The 12347-nt window shown below is 66.3% G+C and carries 10 protein-coding genes and 1 pseudogene; 3 read left to right on the forward strand and 8 right to left on the reverse strand.

Features of this window, described 5'->3' with window-relative positions:
• Nucleotides 1-46 precede the first annotated feature (46 nt).
• Entirely contained in the window at nt 47-964 is a 918-nt protein-coding gene (locus tag K675_RS0106430) for an AAA family ATPase (RefSeq protein ID WP_017902689.1), read from the reverse strand.
• 204 nt (nt 965-1168) lie between these two features.
• On the reverse strand, nt 1169-1447 hold the full coding sequence (locus K675_RS0106435) for a hypothetical protein (protein WP_017902690.1): 279 nt from the start codon (nt 1445-1447) through the stop codon (nt 1169-1171).
• A 189-nt stretch (nt 1448-1636) separates the two neighbouring features.
• Between K675_RS0106435 and K675_RS0106440 the strand changes: the two genes are divergently transcribed.
• Entirely contained in the window at nt 1637-2677 is a 1041-nt protein-coding gene (locus K675_RS0106440; RefSeq protein WP_017902691.1) for a patatin-like phospholipase family protein, read from the forward strand.
• Nucleotides 2678-2878: 201 nt separating this feature from the next.
• On the opposite strand, the gene K675_RS0106445 is transcribed toward K675_RS0106440, so the two are convergent.
• From K675_RS0106445 to kdpF, 6 genes are all read right to left on the reverse strand, one after another.
• Nucleotides 2879-3574 carry a response regulator gene (locus K675_RS0106445; protein WP_017902692.1) on the reverse strand — a complete coding sequence of 232 codons (696 nt, stop codon included), beginning with the start codon at nt 3572-3574 and terminating at the stop codon, nt 2879-2881.
• A gap of 36 nt (nt 3575-3610) precedes the next feature.
• Nucleotides 3611-6262, reverse strand: coding sequence for a sensor histidine kinase (locus K675_RS0106450; protein WP_017902693.1), 2652 nt, complete (start codon nt 6260-6262; stop codon nt 3611-3613).
• A 240-nt stretch (nt 6263-6502) separates the two neighbouring features.
• A complete protein-coding gene (gene kdpC / locus K675_RS0106455; protein ID WP_017902694.1) occupies nt 6503-7054 on the reverse strand; it encodes a potassium-transporting ATPase subunit KdpC in 552 nt (183 codons plus the stop codon).
• 148 nt (nt 7055-7202) lie between these two features.
• Nucleotides 7203-9251, reverse strand: a complete 2049-nt coding sequence (gene kdpB, locus K675_RS0106460; protein ID WP_026144983.1) for a potassium-transporting ATPase subunit KdpB — start codon at nt 9249-9251, stop codon at nt 7203-7205.
• Between the two features lie 16 nt (nt 9252-9267).
• Entirely contained in the window at nt 9268-10977 is a 1710-nt protein-coding gene (kdpA, locus tag K675_RS0106465; RefSeq protein WP_017902696.1) for a potassium-transporting ATPase subunit KdpA, read from the reverse strand.
• Nucleotides 10978-10988: 11 nt separating this feature from the next.
• Nucleotides 10989-11078 (reverse strand): K(+)-transporting ATPase subunit F, encoded by a 90-nt coding sequence (gene kdpF, locus K675_RS30460; RefSeq protein WP_017902697.1) that lies wholly within the window; start codon nt 11076-11078, stop codon nt 10989-10991.
• A 367-nt stretch (nt 11079-11445) separates the two neighbouring features.
• Between kdpF and K675_RS0106475 the strand changes: the two genes are divergently transcribed.
• A complete protein-coding gene (locus tag K675_RS0106475) occupies nt 11446-12210 on the forward strand; it encodes a response regulator (protein WP_017902698.1) in 765 nt (254 codons plus the stop codon).
• Nucleotides 12210-12347: pseudogene (locus K675_RS32910) on the forward strand (two-component sensor histidine kinase); the annotation flags it as partial. The gene K675_RS0106475 and the pseudogene K675_RS32910, both read left to right, overlap by 1 nt.

Consider the following 12347-nt stretch of genomic DNA (forward strand, 5'->3'; position numbering starts at 1 on the left):
AGGCGCCGGGCCAGCCAGGCCCGCCACACCGCGCGCAGCCGGGCGCTCAAAGCGCCGGCACCTCGCGCAGCAACCACTGCACCAGCGCGCCGCCACCCAACCCGGCCGGATCGGCACGCTCGCGCAGCCGATGGCCGACCACGGCCGGCAGCACCGCCTGCACATCCTCAGGAATCACATAGTCACGCCCGGCCAGCAACGCCCAGGCGCGGGCGGCGGCGAGGATCGCCAGGCTCGCCCGCGGCGACAGGCCCCAGGCGAACTGCGCTTCGCTGCGGCTCGCGCCGACCAGGCGCAACACGTAGTCCACCAGCGGATCACTGGCCCGAACCTGCTTGACCTCCTGCTGCAGCGCGGCCAGCTCGCCATGGCTGAGGATCGGTTGCAGCCGGGGCAGCAGGTCGCGCCGGGAAACCCCCTGCAACAGCGCCTTTTCCGCCGCCCGGGCCGGATAACCGAGGGACACGCGCATCAGGAACCGATCGAGCTGCGACTCGGGCAAGGCGAAGGTGCCGCCCTGGGTGGTGGGGTTCTGCGTGGCAATGACGAAGAACGGCGATGGCAGCGGCCGGGTGGCACCTTCGATGGTTACCTGGCCCTCTTCCATGGCTTCGAGCAGGGCGCTCTGGCTCTTGGGGGTGGCACGGTTGATTTCGTCGGCCAGCACCAGCTCGGCGAAGATCGGTCCTGGGTGAAACACGAAACCGCCGCTGTTCTTGTCGAATACCGAGGTGCCGAGGATATCGCCGGGAAGCAGATCGGAGGTGAACTGAATGCGTTGGAAACTCAGGCCAAGGACCGTGGCCAGGGTGTGACTGAGGGTGGTCTTGCCCATACCGGGCAGGTCCTCGATCAGCAGATGACCGTCGGCCAACAGACAGGTCAGGGCCAGCCGGACCTGTGCATCCTTGCCCAATACCACCTGGTTGATGGCCTGCAGACAGGCTTCCAGCTTACTGCGCATAGGCAGACATCCAAACGAGGGAGACGCCAGGGATATTAGCGCACAAGACCCGTAGAAACCGGAGAAAGCTGGGCTCCATTCCCCTGGGAGAGTCCCTTGGGAAAGTCCCTTGGGGAGCCCCTTGTGGGAGCCGGATTTATCCGCGAAGAACGATCACGCGGTCTCGCTGATAAGACGCAGTGTCTTCTTCGCGGATAAACCGGATCAACGGCCCGCGCGCGACTCGCGAATGTAGAAACGCGCTTTCTCGGCCTTGGCCGAGCAGCCCTCGTACGCCTCGAACTGCTGCTGGGTCTTGGCCCCGGTCAGCAACGAGAGCGCCTTGGAGTAGCTCACGGTCCCGGCAAAGCCTTCGGCCTTGGCCAGGTCCAGTTCACGCCAGGCGGCATCCAGCTGGGTACCGCAGGTTTCGCGATAGGCCGTCTTGCCCGCGCAACCGGCCAACGCCAATGCAATCAATGGCACACAGATCCAGGCTTTCATCGATGACACCTCAAGAAAAAACAGTTGTGCAGCTTATGACGGTGCGCCAGGCAAAAAGTGCCTTGCCCCGCTCTACAAGCTTAGCCAATCCCCATGAACGAAATCCATCGGCACCAGCGGGCCACATCGGCGATTGTGCCGTTACCCTCCTTGGGTGCATTGTGGGTCAACGGCCGGAAGGAGTGCATGATGAAAAAACGTGTGGCATTGGTGCTGGGCTCGGGTGGGGCCCGGGGTTACGCGCATATCGGGGTGATCGAGGAAATCGAACGGCGCGGCTATGAGATCGCCTGTATCGCCGGCTGCTCGATGGGCGCGGTGGTCGGCGGAATCTACGCCGCCGGCAAGCTCGACGAGTACCGCAACTGGATCGAGAGCCTGGACTATCTCGACGTCCTGCGCCTGGTCGACGTCAGTTTCCGCCTGGGGGCGATCCGCGGTGAAAAGGTCTTCGGCCAGATCCGCAAGATCGTTGGCGAAATCGACATCGAGGATCTGCGCATCCCCTACACGGCGGTCGCCGCCGACCTGACCAACCAGCAGGAAATCTGGTTCCAGGAAGGTTGCCTGCACCAGGCCATGCGCGCCTCGGCCGCCATCCCGAGTCTGTTCACCCCGGTCATGCAGGGCAATCGCATGCTGGTCGATGGCGGCCTGCTCAACCCGTTGCCGATCGTGCCGGTGGTCTCCAGCCACTGTGACCTGATCATCGCCGTCAACCTCAATGCCACCAACCAGAAGCAGTATCAGTTGCCGGTGATCCAGCGCCCGCCGGCCTTCAAGAGCCGCTTCAACGCGCTGCTCAGTTCCATGGGCTCGCGCCTGCCGTTCCGGCGCAAGCAGGCCGAGGAGCTGCTGCGCCTGGAGCAGCAGACCCTCGCCGCGGACGCGGCGGACATCACCAACGCCTGGCTCGATCCGGCCGAGCCCGATGCCCAGCAACCGGCTGCGGCACCCGAGGTCGATGGTGCACCGAAGTCGGCGACCGGCTCGTTCATCGTCGACAACGTCGGCCCGGCGTCGTTGCTGGACCTGATCAACCAGAGTTTCGAAGTGATGCAGACGTCGCTGGCGCAATACAAGATCGCCGGCTACCCGCCGGACATCCTGATCAACGTGCCCAAGCGCGTGTGCCGCTTCTTCGAGTTCTACAAGGCACCGGAGCTGATCGCCCTGGGCCGCGAGATCGCCCGCGATACCCTGGATCGCTACGAGGAGGAGCGGCGCTGAAGTGGACAGCCTGCCAGTGGAAGACATCAGGCCTTGCATCCGGCCTTTCGGGCAAACGCCGTGGCGAGCGGGCTTGCCCGCGCTGGGGTGCGCAGCAGCCCTAAAACCAGCAAACGCGGTCTACCTGATCAGGCGGCGTCGCCTGGCCTTGGGGCTGCCTTGCAGCCCAGCGCGGGCAAGCCCGCTCGCCACGCTGTGTGATCAGGCCTGGTGGTCGAGCAGGCGATAGCCGACGCCGGCCTCGGTGACGATGAAGCGTGGCCGCGTAGGGTCGTCGGCCAGTTTCTGGCGCAGGTGCCCGACCACGATCCGCAGGTAGTGGCTGTCCTCGGTATGGGTCGGGCCCCAGATGTCCTTGAGCAGTTGCTGCTGGGTGATGACCCGCCCGGGATGCCGCGCCAGTTGGGCGAGCACCGCATACTCCTTGCGCGTCAACGCCACCTCCACACCCTCCAGCGACACCCGGCGATACGCCAGGTCGACGATCAGCGGGCCGAACTTCAAGGCCGCCTCCTGGACCTCGCCAGCCGGCACCTGGCGCAGCAGTGCCCGGATGCGCGCCAGGAATTCCTGGATGCCGAAGGGCTTGGTCACATAATCGTTGGCACCGCCGTCGAGGGCCTGAACCTTCTGCGCCTCGCTGGCCCGCACCGACAGCACCAGCACCGGCGCCGCGGACCATTCGCGGAACTCGCGCAACACCTGCTGGCCGTCCATGTCCGGCAAACCGAGGTCGAGCACCAGCAGGTCGGGCTTGTTCAGCGCCGCCTGGGCCAGCCCCTCGGCTCCGGTGCCCGCCTCCAGTACCTTGTAGCCTTGGGAAGCCAGGCTGATACGCAGGAACTTGCGAATCTGCGGTTCATCGTCGATGACCAGGATGGTCGATATCTGGCTCATGGTTGCGGCATCTTGGCGAGAAGGGGCCAAAGCATATCAGGCTTCACTTTCAAATCCCGGTTGCTCCCGCAGCGGCAGGAATAAGGTGATACAGGTGCCCCGTCCATCAATGCCCTGCGCCACGGTGATATGCCCGCCGTGGGCACCAACCATGCCCTGGCAGATCGCCAGGCCCAGGCCGGTGCCCTGACCGCCACGATCGCCGCGGGCGGCGGTGTAGAACATGTCGAAGATCTTGCCGCGCTCCTCCTCGGGAATCCCCGGACCTTCGTCGCTGACCGCGAAGAACAGTTCGCCATCGACTGTCCCGGCGCCGACCTGCAGGCGGCCATGGCTCGGTGAGAAGCGCGCGGCGTTTTCCATGACGTTGACCAGCGCCTGCTCGATCAGCGCCGCATGCACGTAGAGCAACGGCAGTTCCTCCGGCACCCGGGTGCTGACCTGCAGCGGCGCCAGCACCGCTCGCAGTCGATTCAGGGCACTGCCGACGATGTCCGCCGGCGCCACCCAGTCACGCGCCAGTTTCAAGGCACCGTGGCCCAGGCGGGTCATGTCCAGCAGGTTCTGGATGTAGCGATCGAGCCTCTCGGCCTCGTCGCGGGTGCCCTCCAGCAGTTCCTGACGATCAGCCAGCGGGATCGCCTCGCCGAGTGCCAGCAGACTGTCAATGCTGCCACGCATCGAGGTCAGCGGTGTACGCAGGTCGTGGGACACGGAGGCCAGCAAGGCGCTGCGCAACTGCTCGGTCTCCCCGTGCAGGCGTGCCGCTTCCAGGTCGTCGGCCAGTTGTGCACGGGCCAGGGCCTGGGCCAAGGGCTGGCTCAATGCGGTCAGCAGGCGACGGCGCTGGCCGGTCAGCGTCTGACCTTCGCGAGGACGCACACCGAGCAACGCCAGCGGCCCCTCTTCCACCGACAGCGGCCACCACCACCAGCGCCCGAACGGCAAGGTGCCGGTGCCCATCCCGGCTGGCTGGTCGTGTTGCCAGGCCCAGTCGGCGGCGGCGCGCTCGGCCTCGGAAAACGCCAGCGAGCCGCCGCTCTCGACCTTCCAGCCGCCCTGGCCGTCGCGGTTGAGCAGGCACAACTCCAGCTCCTCCCAGCCGCTGAGGTGCTGCGACGCCGCGCTGATCACCGCCTGGCGGTCGGTGGCGGCGGTCAGCTTGCGCGACAGGTCGAGCAGTTCGCTGGTTTCCTCCTGGGTATCGCGCAGGGCCTGCAACTGTCGGCGCTGGCGGGCAGCCAGGTTACCGGTCAACGCCGCCATCATCAGGAAGAACAGCAGCGTCAGCACATCCTCTTCGCGCTGGATCGCGAAGGAAAAGTTCGGTGGGATGAACAGGAAGTCATAGGTCAGAAATGACAGGACGGCACAGGCCAGGGCCGGGCCGAGGCTGCTGCGCACCGCCACCAGCAGCACGGCGGCGAGGAACACCAGGGAAATATTCGGCAACGGCAGCACACTGGCCACGCCCCAGGCCAGGGCACTGGCGAGCACCGTCGCCAGCACGGCCAGCAGGTAGTCGAGCCAGACCACCGCATGGGGTTCACGAACCCGCGGCTGGCGCTGTTCCTCCTGGCTGTCGAGGACGTTGATTTCCAGGCCCCGGGCATTGCGCAACAGACGCGCCGCCAACCCGCCGCCGAACAACCGGCGGCGCAGGCGCTGGCGCGACTGGCCGACCAGCACTAGGCTGGCGCGCCGCTCGGCGGCATGCTGGATCAGGGTCCTGGCGACCTCACCGGCCCGCAGCAGCACCACTTCACCGCCCAGTCGCTCGGCCAGTTGCTGGGCGCTCTGCAGGCGCAGTCGCGACTGTTCGTCACGACTGCTGCCATTGTCCACATGCACCAGGCTCCAGGGCAGGTGCCGACGCTGGGCGACCCGACTGGCGTGACGCACCAGGCGCTCGGCCTGGGCATCGCCATCCACTCCCACCAGCAGGCGCCCGCGAATCGCCGGCGCGGCCTGGCCGAGGGTCCGGTAGCCCAGCGCCAGGTCATTGTCGACCTGGGCGGCGGCCGTCTGCATCGCCAGTTCGCGCAGGGCGGTGAGATTGGTCTGGGTGAAAAACGCATCGATCGCCGCCCGGGCCTGCTCCGGCACATAGACCTTGCCGTCGCGCAGGCGCTCGAGCAGTTCCCGTGGCGGCAGGTCGATCAGCAGCAGTTCGTCGGCCTCCTGCAGGACCCAGTCGGGCAGGGTCTCGCGCACCTGCACGCCGGTGATGCCGCGGACCTGGTCGTTGAGACTTTCCAGGTGCTGGACGTTGATCGTGGTGAACACGTCGATGCCGGCGGCCAGCAGCTCCTGGACATCCTGCCAGCGCTTCAGATGGCGGCTGCCGGGCGCATTGCTGTGGGCCAGCTCATCGACCAGCACCAGTTTCGGCCGGGCCTTGAGCAGCCCGTCAAGGTCCATTTCCTCAAGCAGCACGCCGCGATACTCGGAGCGTACCAGCGGCAGTTGCGGCAACCCCGCGAGCAGCGCCTCGGTCTCCGCCCGGCCATGGGTCTCCACCACGCCAGCCAGCACCTTCACGCCCTGGCGCAGCTGCGTATGCGCGGCCTGCAGCATCGCGTAGGTCTTGCCCACGCCCGGCGCGGCACCAAGGAACACCTTGAGCCGGCCACGATCGCTGCGGGGCAGTTCGGCGAGCAGCGCGTCGGCGCGACCTGAATCACTCATGTACGGGGCTCCCCCTCATAGGATGTGTTGATCGTTCCCACGCTCTGCGTGGGAATGCCGCACCGGACGCTCCGCGTCCAGCCTTGGCGACGCAGAGCGCCACAGGATGCATTCCCACGCAGAGCGTGGGAACGATCATGCGGGGAATTTCATGGATTGGAGTCGGCCTTCAGGGCCTCTTCGCGGGCAAGCCGCGAAGAGGCCAGCAAACCTTACCCACATCCCCCTGGCAACAGCGGACTACTTCGAGATATCGGCCAGCGCCGCATTCAAGGCGAGCACATTGACCACCGGTGGGCCAATCAGCGGCTGCTCGATATGCGCCTCTACCAGCTTCTCCACGGCCGCCGCCGACAGGTTGCGTGCCTGCGCCACCCGTGCCAGTTGATAGCGAACCGCAGCCGGTGGCAAGTGCGGATCGAGACCGCTGCCGGAAGTGGTGAGCAGCGCCAGCGGTACCGGGCCCTGGCCAGGCACGATCTGCTTGGCCGCGTCGTCGAAAATCCGCGTTGCCAACGCCGGGTTGCTCGGCGCCAGGTTGCTCGCGCCGCTGGACACCGTGGCAAAGGCCCCGGCCGAAGGCCGTGGGTGGAACCAGGCATCGCCGGTGAAATCCTGGGCGATCAGTGACGAGCCGCGGACCTGGCCGTCGGCATCGCGCAGCAGGCTGCCATTGGCCTGGTCGGGGAAAACGGCCTGGGCCACGCCGGTGACCACCAGCGGGTAGGCGATGCCGGTGATCAGGGTCATCAGGGCCAGCAGGCTCAGGGCTGGGCGCCATACGGTAGACATGTTCAGTTCCTCGATTCGGGTTATGTGGTGACTGGAATACTGTCTTCGCGGATAAACCGGGGCGCCGGACCGCCGGCTCCCACAAGGGCCATCTCCTGCAAATCCAGCCGCCAAGGGCCCGCTTCCACAGCGAAGCGGGCAGCATGGGCTACACCAGGTGCAGCGCGGTCAGCAGCAGGTCGATGGCCTTGATGCCCACGAACGGCACCAGGATGCCGCCCAGGCCATAGATCAGCAGGTTGCGGCGCAGCAGGTGCGCGGCGCTCGCCGCCTGCACCCGCACGCCACGCAGCGCCAGCGGGATCAGCACGACAATGATCAGGGCGTTGAACACGATCGCCGAGAGGATCGCGCTCTGCGGGCTGGCCAACCGCATGACGTTGAGCACCCCGAGCTGTGGATAAATGGCCGCGAACAGTGCCGGCAGGATCGCGAAATACTTGGCCACGTCATTGGCGATCGAGAAGGTGGTCAGCGCGCCACGGGTCACCAGCAACTCCTTGCCGATCTGCACCACGTCCAGCAGCTTGGTCGGGTCGCTGTCGAGGTCGACCATGTTCGCCGCTTCCCGCGCGGCCTGGGTGCCGTCATTCATCGCCATGCCGACGTCGGCCTGGGCCAGCGCCGGGGCGTCGTTGGCGCCGTCGCCACACATCGCCACCAGCCGGCCGTCGTTCTGTTCCAGGCGGATGCGCGCCAGTTTCTTCTCCGGCGTGGCTTCGGCCAGCACGTCGTCGACCCCGGCCTCGGCGGCGATCGCCGCCGCGGTCAGCGGGTTGTCGCCGGTCACCATGACGGTGCGGATACCCAGCTTGCGCAGTTCGGCGAAACGCTCGCGAATCCCCGGCTTGACCACGTCCTTGAGGTGAATGGCACCGAGCAGCTTGCCGTCGGCGCAGACCAGCAAGGGGGTGCCGCCACTCTGGGCGATCCGGTCGATCTCGCGCGACAGCGCCGGTTGCAGGTCGGCACGTTTCTGGCCGAGGAATGCCAGCAGCGAATCCACCGCGCCCTTGCGATACACCCGGCCCTGATGGTCGACACCCGACAGCCGGGTCTCGGCGCTGAACGGCACCGCGGTCAGTTCCGCAGCCGCCGGCTCCGTCTGTGGATAAAGGTCGCGCAGGTACTCGACGATGGACTTGCCTTCGGCGGTCTCGTCGGCCAGCGACGCCAGCAAGGCGCCCTCGGCCAGTTCACGGACCGCCACGCCGGGCGCCGGATGGATCGCCGAGCAGCGGCGGTTGCCAAAGGTGATGGTGCCGGTCTTGTCCAGCAGCAGCACGTGAACGTCGCCGGCGGCTTCCACCGCCCGGCCGGACTTGGCGATCACGTTCAGGCGGACCAGGCGGTCCATCCCGGCGATGCCGATGGCCGACAGCAGACCGCCGATGGTGGTCGGAATCAGGGTCACCAGCAGCGCCACCAGGAACACCAGCGGCAGGCTGCCGCCGGCGAAGTGGGCGAACGGCTGCAGGGTCACCACCACCAGCAGGAAGATCAGGGTCAGACCGATCAGCAGGATGTCCAGGGCGACTTCATTGGGCGTCTTCTGCCGCTTGGCGCCCTCCACCAGAGCGATCATGCGGTCCAGGGTCGACTCGCCGGGGTTGCTGGTGATGCGCACCAGCAGCCAGTCGGAGACCAGCCGGGTGTTGCCGGTCACCGCCGAACGGTCGCCACCGGATTCGCGGATCACCGGCGCCGATTCACCGGTGATCGCCGCCTCGTTGACCGCGGCGATACCCTCGATCACCTCGCCGTCACCGGGGATCATCTCGCCAGCCTCGACCCGTACCACATCGCCCTTGCGCAGGCCGCTGGCGGGGACCACCTGGAAGCTGCCGTCGGCCTTGCGGCGCCGGGCACCGAGGCCCTCGCTGCCGGCCTTGAGGCTGTCGGCGCGGGCCTTGCCGCGACCTTCGGCCAGAGCCTCGGCGAAGTTGGCGAAAAGCACGGTGAACCAGAGCCAGATGGCGATCTGCACCGCGACGAAGGTCGGCACGGCACTGTTGGGGATCAGGCAGAGGATGGTGGTCAGCACCGCCGTCAGCTCCACCACCAGCATCACCGGCGCCCGTTGCAACTGGCGCGGGTCGAGCTTGACGAAGGCTTGCACCAGCGCCGGCCGCCACAGGTCGGCGACGGTGGTCCTGGGCTGTTCGACGACAGCCGGTTTTGTTGCGGGAAGCGGCATGTTCATCATCAGATCCTCAATTCTTCAAGCCGGTAACAGCCAGGCTCAGGTGCTCGGCGATCGGCCCCAGGGCCAGGGTCGGCAGGAACGTCAGGCCGCCCACCAGCAGGATGGTCACGGTCAGCAGGGTGACGAACAGCGGGCCGTGGGTGGGGAAACTGTTCTGGCCGACCGGCACGGTCTTCTTCATCGCCAGGCTGCCGGCCAGGGCCAGGACCGGGAGGATGTAGCCGAAGCGGCCGATCAGCATGCTCAGGCCCAGCATCAGGTTGTGGAACGCGGTGTTGCCGCTGAAACCGCCGAACGCCGAACCGTTGTTGGCGCTGGCCGAGGTGTAGGCGTACAGCAACTGGCTGAAACCGTGGGCGCCGGGGTTGCTCACCGCCCCGGCCGGGCCGGGCAGGCTGGCGGCGATCGCACCCAGCAGCAGGGTGCCGACCGGCATCACCAGCAGGGTCACCACCAGCAGTTGCACTTCCCGGGCCTGGAGTTTCTTGCCCAGGTATTCCGGGGTCCGGCCGATCATCAGGCCGGCGAGGAACACCGCGATCAACACGTTCAGCAGCATGCCGTAGAGGCCCGCGCCAACGCCGCCGAAGATCACTTCGCCGACCATCATGTTGACCAGCGCGACCATGCCGCTCAGCGGGTTGAGGCTGTCATGCATGGCGTTGACCGAGCCGTTGGAGGCCGCCGTGGTGGTGACGGACCAGAGCACGCTGCCGGTGGTGCCGAAGCGGGTCTCCTTGCCTTCCAGCGGTGCCGTCTGCTCCACCAGCGGATTGTTCAGTGCAGGGTTCGGCTGGTACTCGGCATACAGCGAGACCGCACCGCCGATCAGCAACAGGGCCAGCATGCAACCCATGATCGCGCGGCTCTGGCGCAGGTCCTTGACGTAGTGGCCGAAGGTGAACACCAGGGCCGCCGGAATCAGGATGATCGAGGCCAGCTCGAACAGGTCGCTCCAGGCGGTCGGGTTCTCGAACGGGTGCGCCGAGTTGACGCCGAAGAAGCCCCCGCCGTTGGTTCCCAACTGCTTGATGGCGATCTGGCTGGCAGCCGGGCCGAGCGGGATCACCTGGTCGGCGCCCTGCAGGGTCACGGCATTGACGTAGTGGGCGAAGGTCTGCGGCACCCCCTGCCAGACCAGGAACAGCGCCAGCAGCAGACACAGCGGCAGCAGCCCGTAGAGGGTGGCGCGGGTCATGTCGACCCAGAAGTTGCCCAGGGTACTCGCCGAACGCCGGGCAATACCCCGGCACAACGCGACCAGCACGGCCAGACCGGTGGCGGCGCTGACGAAGTTCTGCACGGTCAGGCCGACCATCTGGCTCAGGTAGCTGAGGGAGGCCTCGCCGCTGTAGTTCTGCCAGTTGGTATTGGTCATGAAGCTGACCGCGGTGTTGAAGGCCAGCGTCCACTCCTGACCCGGCAGGTGCTGCGGGTTGAGCGGCAAATACTGCTGCAGTTGCAGGATGGCGAACAGCAGGACGAAACCGGCGAAGTTGAAGGCCAGCACCGCCAGGGTGTATTTCTGCCAGCTCTGTTCGGTCTGTTCATCCACCCCGGACAGGCGATAACAGGCCCGCTCCACTGGCCCCAACACCGGTGTCAGCCAGGTGCGCCGACCTTCCATCACGTTGTAGTAGAAGCGCCCCAGCGCAGGTGCCGGCAGCAGCACCAGCGCCAGGAAGGCCAGGATCAGCCAATAGTCGTAACCATGCATAACCGCCGCTCCTAGTTCCGATCCGCGCGCAACAGCGCGACCAGTAGATAGATGAACAGCGCCACCGCCAGCAGCAGTGACACCGCGTCCAGAATGCCCATGGGATTTCTCCGTGATACGGCAATTGCCGCGTGTGGAGCCATTGTCGGAAGGAAGGCCGTAAAGGAACGAGAGCGATGCCCGGGGCGATACGTAAAGAAGGCGTAAAGAGTCGGTTTACACAGGCATTACACCCTAGAATCCCCGGCACGCTGACCCGGCCACGGCGCCAGCAGGGGTCTGGGGCGCGCGCCGATTTGTGTCGAAGTCGTTACATAACCGACAACCAGTCAACATGCGGCGCCTGTAGCTTCCTGCCGCAGCTACACTTGAAATGGATGCTCCGCCTGCGGGCCGGGCCTTCCCCACGTGCAACAACCTCGCGCAGCGCTTGGCGTTACGCGGCTTTACCGGCAGATAATCACACGCATGCAGAACACTCCCGCTCCTCTGGCCGACGTCAACAAACCGCTATCGCCGGGCGATGACAAGCGCTGGAATGTCCGCGCGCTGATCGTCGATGACGATATTCCGATCCGTGAGCTGCTGATCGACTACCTCGCCCGCTTCAGCATCCAGGCGATCGGCGTGACCGACGGCGCGGAGATGCGCCAGGCCATGCAACTGGAAACCTTCGACGTGGTGGTCCTGGACCTGATGCTGCCTGGCGAGGATGGCCTGTCGCTGTGCCGCTGGCTGCGCGCCGAATCGGACATCCCGATCCTGATGCTGACCGCCCGCTGCGAACCCACCGACCGCATCATCGGCCTGGAACTGGGTGCCGACGATTACATGGCCAAGCCGTTCGAGCCACGGGAACTGGTGGCACGCATCCAGACCATCCTGCGCCGGGTACGCGACGACCGTACCGAACAGCGGGCCAACATCCGTTTCGACAACTGGCGCCTGAACAGCGTGCTGCGCCAGTTGATCGCCGACGATGGCCTGGTGGTGCCGCTGTCCAATGCCGAATTCCGCCTGCTGTGGGTGTTCATCGAACGTCCGCGTCGGGTACTGAGCCGCGAGCAGTTGCTCGACGCCGCCCGGGGTCGCTCGATCGAGGCGTTCGACCGCAGTATCGACCTGCTGGTCTCGCGGTTGCGGCAGAAGCTCGGCGACGATCCTAAATCGCCACAACTGATCAAGACCGTACGCGGTGAAGGCTACCTGTTCGACGCGCGAGACATCGGCTGATGCGTCCACGCTTCAACACGTTGTTCGGCCGCCTGTTCGGCGTGTTGATGCTGGCGATCGTCCTCGCTCACCTGCTGGCCTTTCTCTGGTTCCATCTTTACGGCGGCGGCCCGCCCCCGCCACCGCCGTCCTCGGCG

Source organism: Pseudomonas fuscovaginae SE-1, assembly GCF_000364705.1.
Taxonomy (GTDB): Bacteria; Pseudomonadota; Gammaproteobacteria; order Pseudomonadales; family Pseudomonadaceae; genus Aquipseudomonas; species Aquipseudomonas fuscovaginae_A.

Bases quoted from the DNA above. Each gene is read 5' to 3' on its own strand.
- K675_RS0106475 (WP_017902698.1), top strand. From the start codon at position 11,446: ATGCAGAACACTCCCGCTCCTCTGGCCGACGTCAACAAACCGCTATCG.
- kdpB (WP_026144983.1), bottom strand. From the start codon at position 9,251: ATGCCGCTTCCCGCAACAAAACCGGCTGTCGTCGAACAGCCCAGGACC.
- K675_RS0106435 (WP_017902690.1), bottom strand. From the start codon at position 1,447: ATGAAAGCCTGGATCTGTGTGCCATTGATTGCATTGGCGTTGGCCGGT.
- K675_RS0106430 (WP_017902689.1), bottom strand. From the start codon at position 964: ATGCGCAGTAAGCTGGAAGCCTGTCTGCAGGCCATCAACCAGGTGGTA.
- kdpF (WP_017902697.1), bottom strand. From the start codon at position 11,078: ATGGGCATTCTGGACGCGGTGTCACTGCTGCTGGCGGTGGCGCTGTTC.
- K675_RS0106450 (WP_017902693.1), bottom strand. From the start codon at position 6,262: ATGAGTGATTCAGGTCGCGCCGACGCGCTGCTCGCCGAACTGCCCCGC.
- K675_RS0106445 (WP_017902692.1), bottom strand. From the start codon at position 3,574: ATGAGCCAGATATCGACCATCCTGGTCATCGACGATGAACCGCAGATT.
- kdpC (WP_017902694.1), bottom strand. From the start codon at position 7,054: ATGTCTACCGTATGGCGCCCAGCCCTGAGCCTGCTGGCCCTGATGACC.
- K675_RS0106440 (WP_017902691.1), top strand. From the start codon at position 1,637: ATGAAAAAACGTGTGGCATTGGTGCTGGGCTCGGGTGGGGCCCGGGGT.
- kdpA (WP_017902696.1), bottom strand. From the start codon at position 10,977: ATGCATGGTTACGACTATTGGCTGATCCTGGCCTTCCTGGCGCTGGTG.